The following is a 20551-nucleotide window of genomic DNA, read 5'->3' as shown; positions in this document are numbered from 1 at the left end:
ATGGTCCAGACCGGTTCCGGCGCCCGGGGCAGCGGCTCGGCGGCCCTTCCGGTTGCCGCGCGTGACGCCCCGTCGAAGCATGGAGGGGTGACGTCGCCCGGTTACCTCCGCTACCCCCACCTGCGCGGGGGCCTGCTGGCGTTCACCGCCGAGGACGACGTCTGGGTCGCCCCGCTGGACCCCGGTGCCACCGCGACCGGCCGGGCCTGGCGGGTCAGCTGCGACCGCACCCGGGTCAGCCACCCCCGGCTCTCCCCCGACGGCGCCACCCTCGCCTGGACCGCCTGGCAGAGCCTCGCCCCCGAGATCTGGACCGCCCCCGTCGACGGCGGCGAGGCCGTCCGGCTCAGCCACTGGGGCAGCCAGGACACCCGCCTGCGCGGCTGGCTGCCGGACGGCGAACTGCTCGCCGTCACCTCCTACCACGAGCCCTTCGGCCACTACACCTGGGCGCACGCCCTGCCCGCCGACGGCCGCCCCGCCCGCCGGATGCCCTGGGGCCCGGTCGGCGACGCCCAGGTCGGCCCGGCCCACACCGTGCTGCTCACCGGCGCCGCCCCGCACGAGCCCGCCGCCTGGAAGCGCTACCGGGGCGGTGCCACCGGCCGGCTCTGGGTGGACGGCACACAGATCCTCGCCGACCTGCCCGGGCACCTCGCCTCCCCGATGCCGGTCACCGCCGCCGACGGCGGGCGGATCGCCTTCCTCTGCGACCACGAGGGCGTCGGCAACCTCTACTCCTGCCGCCCCGACGGCACCGACCTGCGCCGGCACACCGACCACGCCTCCTACTACGCCCGCGAGGCCGCCACCGACGGCGTGCGGATCGTCTACCAGCACGCCGGGGACCTCTGGCTGCTCGACGGCCTGGACGCGCCCGCCCCGCGCCGGCTGCGGGTGCCGCTCGGCGGCGCCCGGGCCGGCCGGCGCCCGTACCAGGTCAGCGCCGCCTCGCACGTCAAGGACCTCGCCTGCGACGCCACCGGGCGGGCCGGGGTGATCACCGTCCGCGGCAGCCAGTACTGGCTCACCCACCGCGACGGCCCGGCCCGGGCGCTCGCCGACACCCCCGGCGTGCGCACCCGGCTGCCCGTCGTGCTCGGCCGCACCGGCGAGGCCGCCTGGATCACCGACGCCGAGGGCGAGGACGCGGTCGAGGTCGTGCCGCTGCCCGGCCACGAGCACGCCCCCTCCCAGCACGGCCACCGGGTGCTCGCCGCCGGCCGGATCGGCCGCGTCCTGGAACTCACCGCCGCCCCCGACGGCGCCCGCCTCGCGGCCACCACCTCCGACGGCCGGCTGCTGCTGGTCACCGCCGCCGACGGCGGCGTGCGCGAACTCGCCTCCTCCGGCCACGGACCGGTCACCAGCGCCCGCTTCTCCCCCGACGCGCACTGGATCGCCTGGTCCCAGCCCGCCGCTGGCCGCTCGCTGCGCCGCATCCGGCTCACCCGCGCCGACGTCCCCGGGCCGGTGGTCGACGTCACCGACGGCCGGTTCGAGGACGAGCAGCCGGTCTTCACCCGGGACGGCCGCTACCTGGCCTTCCTGTCCTGGCGCGGCTTCGACCCCGTGCACGACGTGCACACCGGTGACCTCTCCTTCCCGCTCGGCTGCCGCCCCTACGTCGTCCCGCTCACCGCCGGCACCCCGTCGCCGTTCGCCGCCCCCGCCGAGGACGGCGCCCCGCACGGCGACGGCGGCGGCGACGGCACCGTCGAGGTGGACGCCGAGGGCATCGGCGAGCGGCTGATCCCGTTCCCGGTGCTGGCCGGCAAGTACTCGGCCACCGACGCGGTGCGCGGCGGGCTGGTCTGGCTGCGCTGGCCGATCTCCGGCGTCCTCGGGCAGACCTTCACCAACCCCGACGACACCTCCGGCCGCCCCTCCCTGGAGTACTTCGACCTGGCCCGCGGCTCCCGCTCCACGCTCGCCGACCGGCTCGACGGCTACGCGGTCTCCGGCGACGGCGGCTCGGTGGCCGTCTACTCGGCCGGCACCCTGCGGATCGTCCCGGTCGCCGCCCCCTCCGCCGGCACCAGCGTCGACCTGCGGCGGATCACCCACACCGTGCACCCGGCCGCCGAGTGGCGCCAGGCCTACGCGGAGGCCGCCCGGATCGTGCGCGACCAGTTCTGGGACGCGGGCATGTGCGGGCTGGACTGGCCCGCCCTGGTCGCCCAGTACGAGCCGCTGCTGGAGCGGATCGCCGGTCCCGACGACTTCGCCGACCTGCTGCGCGAGCTGCTCGGCGAACTCGGCACCTCGCACGCCTACGTCACCCCGTCCCGGCGCGGCGAGGGGCCCGCGCTCGCCCAGCAGCCGCTCGGCCTGCTCGGCGCCAACGCCCACCGCTCCTCCGACGGACGCTGGCTGGTCGACCGGGTGCTGGCCGGCGAGTCCTCCGACCCGCGCGCCCGCGCCCCGCTCGCCACCCACGGCGTGCGCGACGGCGACGAGCTGCTCGCCGTCGCCGGGCGGCCCGTCGACCCGGTGCGCGGACCCGTGCCGCTGCTCGCCGGCACCGGCGGGACGAGCGTCGAACTCACCCTGCGCCGGGGCGGCCCGGACGGCGCCGTGCGCCGGATCACCGTCACCCCGCTCACCGACGAGCGGGCCATCCGCTACCAGGACTGGGTGGCCAAACGGCGCGCCCTGGTCCGGGAGTTCAGCGACGGCCGGTGCGGCTACCTGCACATCCCGGACCTCGGCGGATCCGGCTGGGCGCAGTTCAACCGCGACGTGCGGCGGGAGATGGACAAGCCCGCGCTGGTCCTGGACGTGCGCGGCAACGCCGGCGGCAACGTCTCCGAACTGGTCCTGGAGAAGCTCACCCGCCGCGTCCTGGCCTGGGACTTCAGCCGCGGCCGGGAACCCGTGCGGTGGCCGCGCGACGCGCCGCGCGGGCCGGTGGTGGCGCTCGCCGACGAGGCCACCAGCTCGGACGGCGACGTCATCATCGCCGCCATCCGGCTGCTCGGGCTCGGCCCGGTGGTCGGCAACCGGACCTGGGGCGGGGTGGTCGGCATGACCGGGCGCCACCAGCTCGGCGACGGGACGCAGATCTCGGTGCCGAAGAACGCCTCCTGGTTCACCGGCGGGCTCGGCTTCTCGGTGGAGAACCGGGGCGTCGAGCCGGACGTGCACGTGCTCCGCACCCCCCGGGACTGGGCCACGGGGCGGCACCCGGAGCTGGTGACGGCGGTGCGCCTGGCGCTGGAGCTGCTGGACGACGTGCCGGCCGCCGTCCCGCCGCCGGCGGACACGCCGCGGCCCGACCTGCGGCGCCCGCCGCTGCCGCCCCGGGAACGGTGAGCACGGCCGCGGGGCGGTCCGGCGTCGGCACGGCCGCGGGGCGGTCCGGCGTCAGCGGGCGGCAGCCGGCGGGGCGGTTCAGCGGGCGGCGGGACGGTTCAGCGGGCGGTCAGCCCCAGGGGTCGCCCTCGGACGTCATGTCCTGGCGGGCGCGCTCCTCGGCCTCCCGCTCGCTGACCGCCGAGGTCTCCTGGGCCTCCCGGGCCTTCTCCGTCTCGGCGCTGAAGGCGTCCGCGGCCTCGTCGTGGGCCAGGGCGGCGCGCTGTGCGGCGTCGGTCATCGCGGTGGTGTCCCGCTCGGCGCCCTCGCCGAGCGAGGACCGGCTCTCCTCGGCGGCGTGCTGCGTCCTGTGGCGGAACCTGTCGAAGATGCCCATGACTCCTCCTCCGGGCGAATTCCGGACTGCCCCCACTCTCACACCGCCGCGCCCGGCCCGCACCCCGCGGCCGGCGCCGGGCGCCCGGGGCACCGTTGAGCCGTTGGTCCCGGGTCGCGGGCGCCGAAAGGCCGTAGCCGTCCGGGCGGGGCGGGAGGAGGGTGGAGGGCGTCAGCCGGTCCCGATCCCACCCCTGGAGCCCGCCGTGACCGTCGCCGCCCACCCCCGCGTCCCCCGTCCGAGTGAGGAACTGCACGGCGGACCGCGCCGGCTGGTCGGCTCGCTGGCCGCGCTCGACGGGCGACAGCCCGGCGTCCACGACCTCCTGCTGATGCAGTGCCCCAGCTCGCTGCGCCCGCTGGGCGGCGGCGCGCTGCCGGACTGGGCGCGGCAGGTGCTGCGCGCGCACCCCTGGGTCACGGTCGGGCGGGCGCCGGCCGTGGCGGGCGCCCCCGCGGACACCCCGCACCCCGTGCGCTGCACCCGGGACGTGTCGGCCGCGCCGGAGACCTGGCTGCCGGTGACGGTGCGCGGTCCCCGGCGCGGGCAGCGGCTGGACGCGCTGGCACCCCGATCGGCGGTGGCCCGCACACTGCGCCCCGAACAGCTGCCGGGACGCATCTCCCTGCTGTCGCCCGAGCGGGTGGCGGCGATCCCCGCGCTGGCGGTGCTGCCGCTCGCCGGGCAGCTGATCGCCGACCACCGGCTGGCCTGGGGGCCGATCGGCGCGATCGGCTACGAGCTGGCCACCGGCGAACCGGTGGCCGGCCCGCTGAGCCCGCTGCGGCTGGTGCTGCGCGCGCCGCAGCCGGTGAGCCGGCGCGACGCGCTGCACCTGCGCCGGGCGCTCAGCCGGCTGCGGGTCCCGGTCCAGGCCGAACTGGAGACCCGGCACGGCGCGGTGCTGCTGGCCGAGTACGCGGCCTCGCCGCTGTCGCTGACCCTGCTCACGCCGTACGGGCCCCGGGAGGTCCACGACCCGTGGTTCCCCCGGGGCCGGTGAGCGCGCGCCGGGCTCAGCCGCTGACGCTGGCCGCGCCGGTCTCCAAGTGGCCGGTGAACCGCTGCGACCAGGCGCTGTCGGCGTTCACCGTGATGGTGAAGTCGTACCAGCCGTTGGTGTAGGCGACGGCGTTGAAGAAGTCGCTGACGCTGCCGCCGGCCGGCACCTGGTACGTCCAGGGGCCGTCGGCGCGGTAGTTGGTGGAGGTGATGGTGAAGGTCAGCGCGGTGCTGCCGGTGTTGGCGAGCCTGAACCAGACGGCCGGCTTGCCGCTGCCCGGCTCGACGGCGTAGGAGCAGGTGACGGCCGCGTTCCTGCCGGCCTTGGTGGCGTCGCCCTTGAAGCGGCGCAGGAAGCGGTTGGGGCCGACCACGCTCAGGTCGTACTGGCCGCTCCCGTAGCCGGTGCCGCAGTTGAAGAAGTCGCTCTGGCTGCCGCCCGGGTCCACCGTGTACTGCCAGGGGCCGCCGCCGCGGTGGGCGTTGGCGTAGGCGGCGAAGTGCGCGGACCTGGTCGCCTCGGCGCCCGCGTTGGTCATCGCCAGCCAGACCTTGATCGTGCCGGCCGAGCCGAACTCCAGGCGGTCCAGGTTGGCGTTGGGCTGGTACGGCAGGGCGCGGGCCGGGCGGGTGCCGATCTCCTGGGCGGGCAGCTTGTTGTCGACCGGGGCCGGGTTGGGCAGCGGGCCGCAGGTGGACATGCCGACCACCGCGCCGGCCGTGGCGGGCAGCGCGGGCAGGCCGTACACCGGGTTGGCGAAGTCGAACAGGCCGGTGAGGTCGCCGCAGACCCGCCGGCGCCAGTCGCTGATGCCGACGCAGTTCGCCGGCCGGCCGATGGCGGCGGTCCACTTCTCCAGGAAGCGCAGCACCGAGGTGTGGTCGAAGACCTCGGAGGAGACCCAGCCGCCGCGGGTCCACGGGGAGACCGCGATCAGCGGCACGCGGAAGCCGAGGCCGATGTTGGTGCCGTTGTGGAACTCCCCCGGGGTGCCCGCCGGGGCGGCGGGCGGCGGGACGTGGTCGAAGAAGCCGTCGTTCTCGTCGTAGTTGAGGAACAGGACGGTCGAGTCGAAGACGTCCGGGTCCGCGTTGAGCGCGTCGATCACGTTGTGGACGAAGTGCGCGCCGTCGGCCGGGGTGGCGTACGGGTGCTCGGAGACCTCCTGGTTGGGGACGATCCAGGAGACCTGCGGCAGGGTGCCGGCCAGCACGTCGGCCTTGATCGCGGCGACGATGTCGTCCGGGGTCCGGCCGGTGACCTTGGGGACGGAGCCCATGCCCTTGACCGCGAGCGGGCTGCCGGCCGGCGCGTTGGCGAACTGGGTGAAGTAGGCCAAGGCGTTGTCGCCGTAGTTGTCGGCGGCGTTCTGGTAGACCTTCCAGCTGACGCCGGCGTTCTCCAGCGCCTCGGCGTAGGTCTGCCAGCGCAGGCCCTTCTCGTCGCCGCCGTCGTAGGCCGGGCCGCCCGCCGTGCCGGAGGGGTCGATCTGGCCGGACCAGTGGTAGGTGCGGTTGGGGCCGGTGGCGCTCAGCACCGAGCAGAAGTAGGCGTCGCAGATGGTCCAGTTCTCCGCGAGCGCGTAGTGGAACGGGATGTCCTGGCGGGCCAGGAAGCCCAGGGTGCGGACGTTGCCCTTGGCCGCCACCCAGGAGTCCAGCTTCCCGCCGTTCCAGGCCCGGTGCTGGTCCGACCAGCCGTGCGGCTACTCCCCTTCGACGTAGCATACGGGACTGGCGTCGTGAGTGGCCGGGGACAGCAAAGGGCCCCGCCCGGCGTGGTGCCGGACGGGGCCCGAGGGGGTGCTACTTCGGGCAGGTCAGCGAGCACGCCCACAGGGTGTGCCCGGGGCCGCTAGCGGCTTCCTGGTGGCCGATCGGGACCGGGGTGGTAGCCGGACGCTTGCAGCGCGCGCAACGCACCGGAGCGAGGCAGGGCCACGTTTCCCCGAGCCGGTTCGCGTGGTCGTCCCGGTGGAACGGGTCACGGACACACGGGGCCCCGTTGTGCTGCCCGGGGCGAGGGGCGCCGCACGTGGGCGTCTTGGTGGTTGCGGGGGCCATCACGCCACCGCCCCGGTGACGGCGTGCGCACCCGGGTAGGTGTACCCCGGGTCCGGCTGCCCCTCGGCGGCTGCGCGCAAGGCTTCGCGACGCTGGTACTGGCGCTGCATTTCGTCCAGCTCGGCGAGCCATGCTGTGCGATCGATGTGCGCGCGGAGCAGCGGCCCCACGTAAAGGTCGTCGGGCTCGGTCGGTGTCTCCGGGTGCTGCTCGGGCTGACGGGGGACGGCTGTCGGGGGGACGGCCGGGTCGCTGGCTGCTCGACGCGGAGTGGCTCGGTGTCGGCCCGCGGGGGTCGGCTCGGTGGTCAGCCAGTACGCCAGTGCCGTAGCGGCGACCAGGCAGCAGGCGGCGCCGATGTACCACGCCAGGAAGGTAAGGTCAGACATTGTCGAGTGCTCCCTATAAGCCTCGGCGGTTGACCCCCGACAGCCCGGCCAGGCTGTTGGGGGTTCTTTCATGTTGGTGGTGAGTTCTCGACGCTAGCCGCACTTGTCTAACCTTGTCTAGATCAGTACAAGCCTGTCTAAGTAGATGGGTATCGGGAGGTCCGTTTACGCTTTCGCGCATGGCAGAGACCCCGATTGATCCGCGTGGACGGCGCGCGCCGTACCAGCAGGTTGCGGACGTGATCATTCGAGAGATCGACGCCGGGAAGTACGGCCCCGACGGGCCAATCCCGTCCGAGCCTGCGTTGTGTGAGCGGTTCGGCGTGGCACGCGAGACCGTGCGGCGGGCGCTTGGAGTCCTGCGCGACGCGGGCCGAATCGAGACCCTGAGAGGGCGGGGCTCATTCGTGATCCCCCGCAGCGACGGGCAGCCCGAGCCCGGGAACGAGTAGGCCCCGTCCTGCCAGAGTTCACCAGCGGGACGGGGCCGAATGGGCGCGGAGTAGGCGGGGGGTCGAAGTCCCAGGACCCGCGCCCTGGTCTCACTCTATCGGCGCTCTTCCGGGTTCCTGCGCCCGGAGTTTGTCCAGCTTGCCGCGGAACAGAACCTTTGCCGCCCACATGCCGTAGTCCTGTGTAGGTGCGGCCGTCTCAATGACGTGATGCGCCCGCGCCTTGAGTTCAGCACCCCACAACACCGCGTGCTGCTGAGCGCTGCGCCCGCACTCGTGCGACTCGCCCGGAAGGCAGAGCGGGAGATCCGGGCCGACCTTGTTCGCAGCGTGGCGAACGTACCGGGCAACGTCCAGCCATTCGTCCGCAGTCCGAGCCGGCCACCCGTTGGTCATGTCGCCGGGCCACGGTGCCCGGTTGTCGCCGTGATCTTCCAAGTCCGCTCCCTGTTCTGCCGGATGGGGATCCGAGCCTAGGCGATCGACGCTCCGGGCGGGTCGCAGTGCCCGATGGTGGGGACGCAGGGCTGGCACGGCCCGCAAGTGGGCAAAAACTGCGGCGGGGTGCAGCTCTGCGCGGTGTCGCACTCGCGCTCAATCTCGGCGAGGGCGGCGGCGAGCCGGGGGCCCGACCAGATCTCGGCGAGCGGCTGTTCGAGCACGTTGCCGACCGGCATGAACCGGCCGAGCACGCACGGCACGACGCTGCCGTCCGGCAGGATGGCGCACTTCTCGTGCGCACAGTGGCCGCACAGATCCTTGACCTTCGGCGCCGCGCCTTGGCTCGCACGCCCGAACGCGCGCATCCGGTCGCCGCCCACTTCCGGGACCCCGAGGCTCACGAGATCGGCCATTGCCTCGTGTGCGCGCTGCCCCGGCAGGGCGTTCACGACTCCCCCGCGGATCGGAATGCCGAGTTCGACCGCCCTCGCCACGTTCGCCCGGGTCTTCCGGTGCGATCCCTGATGCCGGGTGATGGTGTCGTGCTCGTCGGCCTGGTCGCTGTAGTAGGACGTCGCCAGGCTGGCACCAGTCGCCTTCAGCACGTCCCACAGGGAATCCGTGATGCGGGTCATGTTCGAGAAGACCTCAACCCCGAGGCCCCGGCCGTGGGCGTGCGTGATCAGCTCGCCGATGTTCGGGTGCAGGGTCGGTTCCCCGCCGATGATGCTTACGCTCTCGGTGCCCATGGCGGCAAGCTGGTCGATCACGGACCGCCAGTTGTCCAGGGTCATGGTGCCGTGCGTGCCCTGCGGCGAGCTGTCCGCGTAGCAGTGGTCGCAGGTCAGATTGCAGAACCCTGTCAGCTCCAGCCACACGAACGTGAGTGGGGCCGGGGGGCGGGGCGTGACGTCGGTCTCGATGGTGGCGATGGTCACTGGTGCTCCCTCCGTAGAGTCGGCCGCCGGCTCGGACGGGTCGGCGGTGTCTCGCTGGTGGTGCTGGCCCGTCCCGGCAGTGTTTCCGACGGAGATCGACAGCCGGGACGGGGGTCTGTGGGGCCCGCTCACTGGGGCAGTAGTTCCTTGGGCTTCGGCGGGGGCTCACCGATCGGGTGGTAAGTCACGGTCACGTCCGCCCAGTCCTGCTGTCCGGACGGCGCGTAGTACCACTGGCCGTCCCGCTCGGCCGCCTGCTGCGCGTTCCGCAGCAGGGCCTCCCCGAACTCGGTCATGTCCGGCGTGACGTCGGGCGACCACCAGCGGCGCGCGGCGACCGTCAGCAGTTGCACGGCGAGCCGGTAGAACGTGGCGGCGGCCGTCCACCCCTGCACATCGTTCATGCCGGCGATGCCGGGGAGGCCAGCCTGCCCCCGGAAGTGGTACTCAGCGACCCACGGCTCACTGTCGGGGGCGAAACTGCCGGGGCCGGAACTGAGACTCATGAGGGTCCAATCGGGTCTTTGGGGTAGGCGGCAGGGCCCAGCAACGCGCACTTCAACGCCCACTTGGATACCGAGTTGTCGGCGTTGACGTGCTCGAACACCACGGCCGTCTGAATGACCACCAGCGTGGTCGGGTCGTGTCGCCGCCAGCGACCGACGAAGCTGCCACGGCGTCCATCACGGTGGACGTACAGGCCTAAGCGGGGCGGGAGGGGTAGGTCGTCGACGCATCCGAGGTACTTCCGCCAAGGGCACTGGCACCGGCTGGTGTAATCCTCGAACTCCACCGTCCAGACGCCGCTTTCGACCTCGGCGAGTAGGTCCGGTGCTGTCGGTTCGGCGTACCGCGCCTGCGGGGTGAGCAACGTCATCTCCTAAACGGCGGGCTCGCCCCAGTACAGGAGCGGGACGCGCGTGCCGTACAGGACAGCGGACAGAGCGGCCCGGATGCGACGCACCATGAACGGCTCGCAGCGCTCTCCCAGCTTGTCGAGCGGCACCCACTCCACCGCGAGGATTTCCCCCGCGGCCTCGATCGGCGGCGCCAGCGCTGCCCCAGCGCGCATGGACCCGCCGTCGCACACGACGTTGACCCCTTCGGAGGCTCCCGTGTCGGGGTTGGCCGGAGTCTGGTCGACGACCAGGCCGTGAGTGATCAGCCTGTCCAGACCCAACTCCTCCCGCAGCTCGCGGCGCGCGGCGGCGGCCACGGACTCTCCGGGCTCAACTCCGCCGCCGGGCAGGATCCAGTCCGTTCGGTAGGCCGTACGGACCAGCGCCGCAGCGGTCGCGGTGGAGTTGAGGAGGAGAACCTGCGCGCCGAGCCGGCGGGGGTCCTTCGAGGGCGTTTGCGGCATGTCCGTCGCCCCTACTTCTTCTCGTCGTCGTTGTTGTCCTTGGTCTTGTCCCAGAACTTGTCCAGCAGGTTCGCCTTGTCCTCGCCCTGTTTCCGGCGGTTGTCCGTCGCCGCTTTGTCGGTCTTGCGGGTGGTGGTCTGCTTGGTCTTTCCGAGCCCCACGGCTGGAGTCCCTTCTGGTGGTGAGGAGGCCCGTCCTCGGCTTAGGACGGGCGAGGGGCGCTCGCAGGGACAGAGAGAAGCCCCGGAGCGTCCGCCCGGTGAGCGCAGTCGCTCGATCTGGGAGCTGGTTCTCGTCCGTCCCGGACACACCATTCGTGCCGGGACGGACGACCGCGCGCACTCGGGGTGAGCGCGGGCCCGGAGACTCGCCCAAGTTCCAGATCTCCGGGGGTCTGTGGTGCCCGCTCGAACCCGGAGAGTCGTCCGCAGAACCCCTCCGGGGGCAGGGGCCCGTCCCGACGGCCTTGTTTCGTCGGGACGGGCGATGGGGAGCGCACGGAGCACAGAAATCCGCACGTCCTCCCGGCCCGGAGAGCGGATAGCCGATAAACGCTCTCCGGGTGCTGGTGGCTCCGCCCAGTCCTAGGTAACGGCCCGGACCGGACGACGGTCCCGGCCGCTGGTTCACCCATCAGCCGGCCGGGGGTTGGTGCCCGCCCTCGCACCGGGTGTCGGGGCGGTACGGGGTGGGAGTCAAGGGGTCTAGCTGCTGTGGAAGCCGCCGGTCGGCCGGTCGGACTCGGCCTGGTCGGCCTGGTCGGCCTGGTTGTCGCTGTTGGACTCGCGGGTGCCGTCGGACTCGGGCATCGTGGCTCCGTTGCTCGGTAGGTGGCGCGGGGCGGTTACGCCGCGTTCGTGGTCGGCGGGGTGGCCGGCTCGATCCGGCGGGGCTTGACCGTCCACTCGATCCCGCCCTCGGGCGGACGGAGGTAGCGAAGCCCCTTCTCCGTGCCCATGTAGACGCCGGTCTTGCCGGTGTCCAGGTCCCGCACCAACTCGTGCAAGCGGGGGTCGTAGGCCTTGCTTCGTCTGGCCGGCCCCTTCGGCTGTGCAGCCATGGCTGCTCCCTTCCGTAGTCGATCCGCTACCGGGGGGCACCACTGTGGCGTAGAGTCCGAGGCCTCTTCAACCCGTTCAAGCGCGAAGGAAGAGGCAGTACCGATCATGAACCGCAAGGATCTTGACCCTTCGAAATCCCCGGCGGCAGCCTTCGGCGCGGAACTGCGCAGGCTACGGGAGGAGAGAGGGTGGACTCAGCAGCATGTAGCACGGCTCACCCAGTACTCGTCTGTGCATGTCTCCGCAGTGGAGACCGGGCGAAAGTCTCCAACTGAAAAATTTGCAAGAAGACTTGATCATGCGTTCGACATCCCCGGCCACTTTGAGCGGGAGTGGCGCAAGGGGCGGGGGTCCGTACTTCTCGATGGGTTACGCGAGTACCTGCGGAACGAGGAGACCGCCGACAAAATCGACCTGTTCGAGATCAACATCATCCCGGGTCTTCTTCAGACCCGCCCCTACGCACAGGCCTACCAGAACGCTCGCGTCCGCAGAGGGCGCGCAACTCAGGAGCAGGCCGACGCTCGAACGACTCTGCTCATGAAGCGACAGGCACGCCTGACCGAGGCAGGGCCGCGCATCCATGCCGTGATAGATGAGGGGTGCTTGCGCCGCACCATCGGAGGTCCGGCGGTCATGCGGGAGCAACTGCTACACCTAGAGTCGCTGGCGACACACCCGCAGGTCATCATTCAGGTCTCACCGTTCGCACTTGGCGAAGACCGACCGTTCGGGCATCCCGTCACGCTGTTGACCATGCCTACCGGCACGCTGCTCGGGTACGGCGAGACACAGCGCAGAGGGTTCCTTGAACGCGACTCGGCCACCCTGACGGTTTGGGCCGGTGAGTACGATGAACTACAGGTTGAGGCACTGTCGAAGGCCAGTTCGCTTGAGTTCATCCGGCACGTTCGAAGAGGGATTGAGAATGGTTGACCTACTGACAACCGCCGTTTGGCGCAAGTCCAGCCACAGCGTCCAAGAGGGGCAGTGCATCGAGGTGTCGGACAGCCTTCCCGGCGCCGTCCCGGTCCGCGACAGCAAGGACCCTGACGGCCCCGCGCTGATCTTCCCGGCCGACGCGTGGCGCGCGTTTGTCGCCGGAGTGCAGGCGGGCGAGTTCGGCACCGCCTGATGCGGTGCGCTCAGCGCACCCGCCACCGAGGCCCCGCTACCCACGAACCGGGCGGCGGGGCCTCGCCACGTTATGCGGCTGCCGCCGCGAGGGCCGCAGCCAGGGTGCGAGCGGGTTGCGCCGTGACAGTCGGTGCAGCCTGGTCCGCCTTGCGGTCGACCAGGTAGACACCCCATGCCGGCTCGGCTCGCCGACCGCCCGGGATTCGCCGAACCTGCATGCCGTACCGCTCGGCAGCTCCGGCGCGCACCAGGATGCGGGCGAGCCGCCACATGAGCTCGTACGCGTCGGCCTGGCCGTCACAGCTCACGACGAATGTGCTGCTGCGCGCGCTCATGCCGCCACCCCCAGGGCGGGACCGCCGGGCCGGTGCTGGCCGGCGTCGCACACCGTCCACGGTGGACAGTGCATCCGCCAGAGTCCGGATTCGGGGTCGTGCTGCCACTCGGCCAGGCCGACGAGTCCGCGGCTGGTCGTCTCCCTCGCGACCAGGCGCAGCGCGACATGCCGCACCACTCCGGCAAGCGCCTGAACCACGATTCCCCCTTGCGTCTCCAGGATGGGCGACAGGTCGCCGCACTCCCTGACTCGTGCGTCCGCGAGCAGTCCCGCTGCGCCCGCGCACACTTCCCATGCCGCCCCATGCTGCTTACAGGGCGTGACGTAGATCGACGTGCGTACCCGCCATTCCTCACGGTGCGTCACCATTTGCTTACCTTAGAACATCCGTTCGAGATACGGAAGAGGTTCATCCGGTTGTGTAGATGTCGCGAGCCGCCGAGCAAGCCCCCCTTGCTAGGATCGCTGACCAGCGGTCTAGGTTGCGCTGTGTGCAGAACATCCCGCCACTGAATTTCTCAGTCCATTGCCCGAGGGCATGTCAACCCCGCCTATCAGCGGGGGTCGACTGGGCGGTCCGTGGCCTTGATCACATGACGCAGAGTCAGTTAAATGTCAAACATTTCCGCGGCGTGTCGCGGATCAGGCCGTTGCCGGCGGCGGAGTTGGTTACCACTGGTGCGCCCCCGCGAGGTAGAGGGAGGAAAAGCGATTCTGCCCGCAGTAACGCGCCCGCTGAATCTGCGCCGGGGTGAGCCCCATGTCCGTAGCCAGAACGTCGTCCGGGACATCGGCGCCGTACTGCGGCACCGGTGCAATGCCGTGGTCAGCTTTGAGTACGTGCCGCATCCGGTCGGACAGCAGGCCGAGTGCGCGGTGTACCTGTCCGCGGATGACCTCCTGCCGATGCGCTGCCCGATCTGAGGGCGTCACCAGATCGGAGGACATGCCCAGTTCCTCCGCGAGCACCATCCCGAGCGTGACAGGGCCGCCCTCGCCGTCCGTCGCCACCGGGGCGTCAAGGTATTCGAGCCCCTGCCATGCGAGCCGGCAGGCTCGGGCCTGGTCTGGACTCATCTTCCGATCCCCCATCGGGTCGACCAGCACGGCAAGCCGCTCCGCGGCGTAGGGATCGCCGCCAGCATGACGCAGGGCAAGCTCAAAGTCCTTTGCCGCGCGAGAAGTTACTCCGCACCACGTTTCGGCCCTTCGGGCCTGAGTGACGGCGCCCTCGACTGTCTGGCGGATATAGGCAGCGAACTGATCCGCAGTGCTTCCTTCGAACCGACTGACCGCACGCCACACGGCAACCCGTCCCTCCTGCGCCAGATCCTCGGCGCGGGTCCGGTCTTCGCTGCCAGCAAACTTTGAGTGCCGGCTAGCAGCCTCGGCAACAATTCCTTCGGTCGCTCGGACTATCGCCGCAATGGCGTCAAGGTCGTTTTCCTTGGCGGCAGAGATCTGGATTTCGGTGACGTTGAGCATGTTCGGCCACTCCACGTGTCGGGTCCTTTGGCCTCTTGGGGAGGCCAGAGATGACCCGGAACGGGGCCGAAAAAGGGCAGACTTCTCCCCTGGTCGCCTTTCGCTCGAATTGAAAAGGGCATAGAAAAGCCCCGTCCCGGATTAGCAGGACGGGGCTTTGCGCATTCGCTCGGTCGCTGCGGTGCGAACGAATTTAGATTTCGAACCGCAGCCAGCCAATGCGCATAAAGTGGGGCAGACTACTCACATAGTGGGGCATACTTCTCGGATTGAGCCCACAGGTGTGACCTTTCGTAACTGTGGGCCAACTCGTTATCTTTGGTATCACTGAGCGTGTGATTTCAGGTGCCTTTAGCAACCGATTGACCCGGAAAGTAAGGCATCTGTGATCGGGGGGTGCACAACCATCACGCCAGTTTGAGCGTCTCGTACCCGTTCCGGGTCAGTACTCCGAGCCGTACAGGCTTCCCCAGGACCGGCGTCCAATCTCTGCCTCACCCTCGATCGGTACGCCGTACAGGGGCCAGGTCATGCACCGCTCGATCTCTCGGGCGACGTCCTCGGCCTCGCCGACTGGAGCCGAAACGAGAACTTCGTCATGGATCGGAAGGCGCAGCATGTCGAGCAATCCGGCGTCCTCGATATTGATGAGGCTCTGCCCGAGAACATCACGTGCTGCGCTCTGGCACATATAATTAGTGACCGCGTATGTGCGGTCACGGTCCAGAGGGAGTCGCCGACCGGTAACGGAAATCGAGACCATCCCGGTTTCGAAAGCCTCTCGCTGCCAGCGCCGAGCAGCCCGCTTGATCTCGGGATACAGCCGGTCATAGGCCCGGATGGCGCGCTGTACGTCCTCGACCGGCACGCCCGATTGCCGGCTGATCGTGGCAGCCCCGCCCCCATAAACCTTTCCTAGGCCGGTCGACTTGCTCAACTTCCTTTGCCTCGGGGTGAATTGGTCGCCGAAAAGGATGCTGGCGGTGAAGTCGTGCAGGTCCCGGCCCTCGGAGATGGCTCGCTTCATGGCCTTGACCTCGGCCAGCGCGGCGAGCACGCGGAGTTCAACTGCCGTGAAATCGCAGGAGATTACGACGTGCCCCGGGTCCGCGAGCAGACAGCGCCGGATCATCTGGTCTGTGCTCGGGAGCGTCTGGAGAGCGGGCCGCGTGATCGACATACGGCCGGTCCGGGCCTGTAGCGAGTTGATGAACGGATGGACCCGGCCCGCCTGGTCGACGGTCTCAAGGAACGTCGACGTGTACGCGCTCCGCCACTTGCCCGCCCTCTTGCTCCGGATCACCGCGAGGGCGAGCGGGTTCGGGGTACGGGAGTGCAGTGGCTCGCCCTGCAACGACAGGTCCGCGAGGGCGTGCAACACGCTCTTGTCGACCCGCAGGGCGCCGGAGTCGGTCCGCTCGGTGAGCACTTCGCCCATCCCCAACAGAGCCTCGACCAGTTGGGCGGTCGAGTTGACGTTAGTCACCCCGTACCGGACGGCCGCCGCGGCGAACTGCGCGGCGTCGGCGCCGAGCTGGTCGTCAAGCTCCCGGGTGTACTCAGTGTCCAGCACCAGGCCCGTACGCTGCATGTGCGCGCAGAGCCGGGCTATCTCATGCTCGTACGGGATCAGAGCCGGCCGAACCTCCAGCCGGGCAAGCTCCCGCCGTAGGACCGTCTCCAGCCGGGCCGTGAAAATCACGTCCAGCCCGGCGTAAAGGAGGTAAGTCGGGTCGTCCAGCGGAATGCCGGCCCACCCGGTCTCTTTGGTCAGCCCGTGGCTTCGGAATACCGCGTTGAGACCGGACTGAGTATCCGGCGCCGCGGGGTCGATCCAGTACGCGCTAAGGGGCTTGAGACCAACCCCAATTCCACCCTCTTGGGGCTGCCTCGGGTCAATGAGCGCGGCAAGTAGCCGGGTGTCCGTCGTGTGCGGCGCGAGGTCTTCGAGCGGGATTCCCGCATGCCTGTCCAAGACCAACCAGTCAAAGGCGGCATTATGGATCAGCAGGCTAGGGATTCGCCGGATCGCATCCCGGGTGTAGCTCTCGAAGTACCCGCCTCGCTCATAGGGAATAACCCATGCTTCGCGGGCGTTTCCGAATTGCACGGTCCGGAGCCGGTACCCGGCGGAGAAAATGTTGAGCCCGGTCGTCTCCGTGTCCAGTGCGATCGGTCCGCGGTGGCGTTCCGCGATGACCCATTCCCAGAAGTCGCGTAGATCGTCTGTGTCCTCGGGTACTCGAATGGTGACCGTCTCGCCGGCCACCTCATGCCGAAAGGTCTTCATAACCTCCGAAAGAGGGCCGCCCGCGCAAAGGCGGACGACCCAGTCTCGGGGTTAGTCGGCGAAGATTCCCGGCCCCTTTGCGTCGGGGCTTGCACTGGCGAGCCGGAGCCCGACCAGGGCAATTCCGCGCTTGGTCTTCTTACGGCTTACTCCGCGTTCCTCCAGCGCGTCATAAAAGGTCTTCCGGGTCCACCGCTCCTTAGCGGGAAGGTTCTCCGCCTCACACCAGGTGAGATATTCGTTGAACGCCTCACTCCCGTTGAGCTGGTGGGAGTCGTCGGCGCGCTCAAGGATGCCCGGAAGGAAGCCGGCGAGGCTGTCGGACGTCTCCCGATACTCCCGCGATGCACCCGTGATGACCTGTGGATCTCGCAGGCCCTCGGCGTACCACTCGCGGGCTCCGCGGACCGCCCACGCTGCGATTCCCTGGCGCTCGGCGGCGAGCTTGCGGGGCAGGTCGTAATCCCGCTCGCTCGGGGCGAAGTAGCGCAAGAAAGGGATCATACGAACGCGCCGCCAAAGGCCCTCATCCTGTGACCGGAATTTGGGCCGGTGGTTGGTCGCCAACAGCAGCAGGAAAGACGGGCGGAACTCGAAGAACTCCCGGTGCAGAAAACGGGCCTGCATCAGATCGCCACCAGTCGAGCGCTTGATAATCGCCTCGGACATTGGACGCCCGGCCTCGCCCTCGGACGCCATGACCAACCGAGCGGCGCGAAGGGCGGCGAGATCGTTCGGGATACCGCCCCCCTTTCGTTCCTCGAAAGTGCTAAAGGATGTGGTCTTCGTGATGGCTCGGAACACGTCGGTAAGCGCGTCGAGAAACACGCTCTTGCCATTCGCTCCCTTGCCCCACAGGACCATGAAGATCTGTTCCCGGGTGTGCCCCGTGATGCCGTAGCCGATCACGCGCCGAATGTAGTCGGGCATGTCCGGGGAGTCCGGGAACACCTCGGCGAGGAATCGGAGCCAGCGATGACACTCGGCCTCGGGGTCGTAGTCGATATCCAGACAGTAGGTCAGTAGGTCTGCCTGATCATGTTGCCGGAGTTTGCCAGTCCGCAGCTCGACTACGCCGTTACGGAACGCCAATAGGTCAGGATACGAATCGAAATCTTCGGCGGCCACATGCACGCCCGGTATCGACTTGAGTTCCGTCATCAAGTTGTCAATTCGGGAAGTCATCGTGAAACCTTTTGCGGACTTCTCGTCCCCTGCGATCACCAGAGCAGCACCCATGTTGTGGATTTCCTGGCGGACTCGCACGTCGGAGCGCACCCACACCCGTCCGTCCCAGAAGTGAAACCCGAGCCCTGGCGCGTACCGGATCCGGCCGCCAGACCATGCAGCAAGGGCTGCCGCATTCAGCGCGTCACTCTCGCCGTAGCGGTCGACCAGGTCGGCAAGGATGCCCGCGGCGTCGGCGGCGCCGTCCTGGTCGCCGGTGGCAGCCGGAACCAACTCCCGCGAGGGGTAAGGGGCTTCGGCAGGCGCAACCGCCGCGAGCGGACGGGCAACAGCGACCGCGCGGTGAAGCTCCGCAGCGAACCCGGCCGGATCGGACTCGCGCCACTCGGTCAAGTCGCCGACGCCCGAGGGAATTTCGAGCACCAGGACCGTGACCCCGTGCTCGGCGAGGCCATCGGCGAGACGGCGGGTGAAGCCTGCCCCGGCTTCGTCCCGGTCGCCGGCGAGGATCACCAGCGAGCCCCGCAGGCCCTCGGCAAGCTCGGCGACCAGCTCGGGGCTGTGCGACAGGCTCGCGCCCCGGATCGCCACGGAGTCGTACCCGACGGCGCACGCGGTGAGTGCGTCGGACGGGCCCTCGCACACCAGCCACGTGCCGTACCCGCCCTGTCCGCGGAACACCCCGTACGGGCTCCACCGGAAGCCCTTCGGGTTGGCCAAGGACACCCATCGGGCGGGGTCGTCGCCGGACAGGTCCCGCCCCTGTAGTCCGCGGGCGACCCCGTCGAAGCCCACCAGGGGGACGACCAGCCGCGGAAACGCCCGGTACCCGCGGGAGAGATAGGCGAAGCCCTCGCCCTGGTGGCCGTCGTCGGCGCCGAGCTGTAGATCCGCGGCCGTCTCAAGGTCGACACCGAAGCGGGCGGAGAGGTACCCGCGGGCGATCCGACCGACGCGGTTGTCTTCGGCCTGGTCGACCAGGGCGGCCGAGGCTCGATCGACGTACGCGGCGAGTCCGGCGACGTGCCGCACCTCGACCAGCTCGGGGCGGGCGCTGGTGACGGTCGAGCCGGGACCGGTCACGTCGAACAGGTCGGACCAGGCGAGCCGCGTCGCCGTGATCACGTCGTCCGTACGGCAGCCGGCTCGGCAGGTCAGGCGTACCGTGCCGTTGTCCCCGCGCCAGATCCGCAGGGACGGACGGCTGTCCCGGTGCGCGGGGCACGCGGCGATGTACCCGCCGTCCTGGTGCTCGCTCACCTCGGCGAACCGGGCGAGCACGTCAGCGAACAGCATGCGCCCCCCTTACGTCGGCGAGTAGATCGGCGAAGTCGGCGAGCGACACCGTGACGTACCACCGGGCGGTGTCGAGCCCGCGGGCCGAGTAGATAGCGCCATAGAGCGCGGCGGCGTCGTCCACCGGCGTTCCGAGCAGATCCCGGATTGCGCGCCACGTCGACACCGTGAAGTGAACGCGGGCAACTCCGGGGCTGAAGCCCCGACGCTTGGCCACCACGGCGGCGAGCGGGAATCCGGCGTGCTCGGCCTCGGCGACTGCCTGCCGGAGCCACGTCGGTACGGCCGGGTTCTTCACATCCTTGCACTCGATCACGAAGGGATAGGCGTGGATATCGCCTACGTCCTTCGCGCCTTCCTGCGCTGCCCGGCGGATATTGTCGCCGCTCCCCGGGTGCAGGAACTTCCCCGCGGCGTCGACCAGGCCGAGGCTCCGGTTAAGGAAGTCCCGCACCGAGGATTCCCAAGCCGTGCCCTTAGCCTTGTTCGGATTACTCATCGTCGGCGCCCCGCCCCCAGATGATCGCCACCACGCCGAGGAAGACGGCACAGAAAACGACGCCTGCCATAGCAGCGATCATGAAATAGGCGAAAGGCGCGTCCGTGATCACGATCATGATTCCCCCCAATGATTCTGTTCTTAGTCGCAGTCAAGGGCGGCCGGGGCTTCCTCGTCGTCGCCGTAGAGGTCCGCCACGTCTGGCAGAACCAGCCGCACGTGTTCGCTGGAGATCCACTCACGGCGCAGGCTCCGGCGGCGCGTAAATCCCGACTCCGTACCAGTCGGCTTGACCAGCAGCATGGGGCGCAGCCGGCCGTCAACCAGCCTTGTGGTGACTCGTTCCACAATCGCGTCAGCGAGCCGGACGCGGTTTCCCTGGCGGGCTCCGTACACCACCAGGTCGCCCCGGTGCAGTTCCTCGCCGGCGTAGTCGACAATAATTCCGCGCTTACCCATCGTGGTCGTCCCCCTGGTAATCAAGTAGATACGTGAATGCCTCGTACGCCTGTTGCGGCTGCACCGCATTGCCCACGGCCTTGAGTTGCTGTCCACGGGTGAGCCCGGGAACTCCGGTGACCCAGCCCGGCACAAATCCCATGAGCCATTCGGCGAAAGCGGCCGTTACCCGGATGCCGCCTCGCGGGCCCTTTTCGGTGGGCGCGGGGGCAGGGTGGCCGAACAGGTTTTCCCATCGCCGGATCACGGGGTGGTATGGCCCCCACCATGCGGCAGGTGAATTACGAGAGTCCGAAGGTTCATCCCGCCGGTTCTCTTCGGGGAGTTCCCCGGTCCGCCCGTCCCGTCTGAGGCGGTCGGAGTAGGGCAGTAGAAAGCAAACTTCGTCAGCCAGCGTGGCTCCGTGGGGTTGAGTACGAGAAGCGGCAGACAGGGGGGCCGGGCCGCCCCCCCCCGCCC

At 69.8% G+C, this 20551-nt stretch carries 22 protein-coding genes and 1 pseudogene; 5 read left to right on the top strand and 18 right to left on the bottom strand.

Going from position 1 to position 20551, the window contains the following annotated elements:
* Nucleotides 1–87: 87 nt before the first annotated feature.
* Complete coding sequence (locus ABT238_RS29820) at nt 88–3315, top strand: S41 family peptidase (protein WP_350570267.1); 3228 nt, start codon at nt 88–90, stop codon at nt 3313–3315.
* Between the two features lie 109 nt (nt 3316–3424).
* On the opposite strand, the gene ABT238_RS29815 is transcribed toward ABT238_RS29820, so the two are convergent.
* Nucleotides 3425–3691 carry a hypothetical protein gene (locus tag ABT238_RS29815; protein WP_350570268.1) on the bottom strand — a complete coding sequence of 89 codons (267 nt, stop codon included), beginning with the start codon at nt 3689–3691 and terminating at the stop codon, nt 3425–3427.
* 205 nt (nt 3692–3896) lie between these two features.
* On the opposite strand from ABT238_RS29815, the gene ABT238_RS29810 reads away from it, so the two are divergent.
* Entirely contained in the window at nt 3897–4694 is a 798-nt protein-coding gene (locus ABT238_RS29810; protein WP_350570270.1) for a phosphoribosyl-dephospho-CoA transferase MdcG domain-containing protein, read from the top strand.
* Nucleotides 4695–4707: 13 nt separating this feature from the next.
* Here the strand turns inward: ABT238_RS29810 and ABT238_RS29805 are convergent.
* Both ABT238_RS29805 and ABT238_RS29800 read right to left on the bottom strand, forming a co-directional pair.
* Nucleotides 4708–6396 (bottom strand): annotated as a pseudogene (locus ABT238_RS29805) (phosphocholine-specific phospholipase C); the annotation flags it as partial.
* Between the two features lie 360 nt (nt 6397–6756).
* Nucleotides 6757–7146, bottom strand: coding sequence for a hypothetical protein (locus ABT238_RS29800; protein WP_350800836.1), 390 nt, complete (start codon nt 7144–7146; stop codon nt 6757–6759).
* A 179-nt stretch (nt 7147–7325) separates the two neighbouring features.
* Between ABT238_RS29800 and ABT238_RS29795 the strand changes: the two genes are divergently transcribed.
* Nucleotides 7326–7598, top strand: coding sequence for a GntR family transcriptional regulator (locus ABT238_RS29795; protein ID WP_350800828.1), 273 nt, complete (start codon nt 7326–7328; stop codon nt 7596–7598).
* Nucleotides 7599–7688: 90 nt separating this feature from the next.
* Here the strand turns inward: ABT238_RS29795 and ABT238_RS29790 are convergent, their stop codons facing one another.
* From ABT238_RS29790 to ABT238_RS29760, 7 genes are all read right to left on the bottom strand, one after another.
* Nucleotides 7689–8036 (bottom strand): hypothetical protein, encoded by a 348-nt coding sequence (locus ABT238_RS29790; RefSeq protein ID WP_350800815.1) that lies wholly within the window; start codon nt 8034–8036, stop codon nt 7689–7691.
* Nucleotides 8037–8071: 35 nt separating this feature from the next.
* A complete protein-coding gene (locus ABT238_RS29785; protein ID WP_350800805.1) occupies nt 8072–8977 on the bottom strand; it encodes a radical SAM/SPASM domain-containing protein in 906 nt (301 codons plus the stop codon).
* Nucleotides 8978–9105: 128 nt separating this feature from the next.
* Complete coding sequence (locus ABT238_RS29780) at nt 9106–9381, bottom strand: hypothetical protein (protein WP_350800789.1); 276 nt, start codon at nt 9379–9381, stop codon at nt 9106–9108.
* 98 nt (nt 9382–9479) lie between these two features.
* A complete protein-coding gene (locus ABT238_RS29775) occupies nt 9480–9854 on the bottom strand; it encodes a hypothetical protein (protein ID WP_350800781.1) in 375 nt (124 codons plus the stop codon).
* Between the two features lie 3 nt (nt 9855–9857).
* Nucleotides 9858–10340, bottom strand: a complete 483-nt coding sequence (locus tag ABT238_RS29770) for an NUDIX domain-containing protein (protein WP_350800771.1) — start codon at nt 10338–10340, stop codon at nt 9858–9860.
* An 11-nt stretch (nt 10341–10351) separates the two neighbouring features.
* Complete coding sequence (locus ABT238_RS29765; RefSeq protein ID WP_350800761.1) at nt 10352–10501, bottom strand: hypothetical protein; 150 nt, start codon at nt 10499–10501, stop codon at nt 10352–10354.
* A 683-nt stretch (nt 10502–11184) separates the two neighbouring features.
* Nucleotides 11185–11400: a hypothetical protein gene (locus ABT238_RS29760; protein WP_350800752.1), complete on the bottom strand. Its 216-nt coding sequence runs from the start codon at nt 11398–11400 to the stop codon at nt 11185–11187.
* Between the two features lie 106 nt (nt 11401–11506).
* Between ABT238_RS29760 and ABT238_RS29755 the strand changes: the two genes are divergently transcribed.
* Complete coding sequence (locus ABT238_RS29755; RefSeq protein WP_350800743.1) at nt 11507–12337, top strand: helix-turn-helix domain-containing protein; 831 nt, start codon at nt 11507–11509, stop codon at nt 12335–12337.
* Entirely contained in the window at nt 12330–12536 is a 207-nt protein-coding gene (locus tag ABT238_RS29750; RefSeq protein ID WP_350800735.1) for a DUF397 domain-containing protein, read from the top strand. The genes ABT238_RS29755 and ABT238_RS29750 overlap by 8 nt, the downstream gene beginning before the upstream one ends.
* Nucleotides 12537–12606: 70 nt before the next feature.
* Here the strand turns inward: ABT238_RS29750 and ABT238_RS29745 are convergent, their stop codons facing one another.
* The 8 genes from ABT238_RS29745 to ABT238_RS29710 form a co-directional block, all read right to left on the bottom strand.
* The gene (locus ABT238_RS29745) at nt 12607–12873 is read right to left on the bottom strand and encodes a hypothetical protein (RefSeq protein WP_350800726.1); all 267 of its coding nucleotides are present in this window, start codon (nt 12871–12873) and stop codon (nt 12607–12609) included.
* Nucleotides 12870–13244: a hypothetical protein gene (locus ABT238_RS29740; RefSeq protein WP_350800719.1), complete on the bottom strand. Its 375-nt coding sequence runs from the start codon at nt 13242–13244 to the stop codon at nt 12870–12872. The genes ABT238_RS29745 and ABT238_RS29740 overlap by 4 nt, the downstream gene beginning before the upstream one ends.
* A gap of 300 nt (nt 13245–13544) precedes the next feature.
* Entirely contained in the window at nt 13545–14360 is an 816-nt protein-coding gene (locus ABT238_RS29735; protein ID WP_350800714.1) for a sigma factor, read from the bottom strand.
* 442 nt (nt 14361–14802) lie between these two features.
* On the bottom strand, nt 14803–16650 hold the full coding sequence (locus ABT238_RS29730; protein ID WP_350800701.1) for a DNA polymerase: 1848 nt from the start codon (nt 16648–16650) through the stop codon (nt 14803–14805).
* Between the two features lie 51 nt (nt 16651–16701).
* Nucleotides 16702–19134, bottom strand: coding sequence for a phage/plasmid primase, P4 family (locus tag ABT238_RS29725; RefSeq protein WP_350800682.1), 2433 nt, complete (start codon nt 19132–19134; stop codon nt 16702–16704).
* Nucleotides 19121–19633 carry a putative PDDEXK endonuclease gene (locus tag ABT238_RS29720; protein WP_350800673.1) on the bottom strand — a complete coding sequence of 171 codons (513 nt, stop codon included), beginning with the start codon at nt 19631–19633 and terminating at the stop codon, nt 19121–19123. Before ABT238_RS29720 ends, ABT238_RS29725 begins: the two co-directional genes overlap by 14 nt.
* The gene (locus ABT238_RS29715; RefSeq protein WP_350800667.1) at nt 19626–19751 is read right to left on the bottom strand and encodes a hypothetical protein; all 126 of its coding nucleotides are present in this window, start codon (nt 19749–19751) and stop codon (nt 19626–19628) included. The genes ABT238_RS29720 and ABT238_RS29715 overlap by 8 nt, the downstream gene beginning before the upstream one ends.
* Before the next feature lie 23 nt (nt 19752–19774).
* The gene (locus ABT238_RS29710) at nt 19775–20092 is read right to left on the bottom strand and encodes a hypothetical protein (protein ID WP_350800661.1); all 318 of its coding nucleotides are present in this window, start codon (nt 20090–20092) and stop codon (nt 19775–19777) included.
* Between the last annotated feature and the right edge of the window lie 459 nt (nt 20093–20551).

The organism is Kitasatospora sp. NPDC001527 (genome assembly GCF_040298605.1).
GTDB lineage: Bacteria > Actinomycetota > Actinomycetes > Streptomycetales > Streptomycetaceae > Kitasatospora.
Note: the sequence above shows the minus strand (reverse complement) of the source record. Positions and strands in the feature narration are given on the sequence as shown.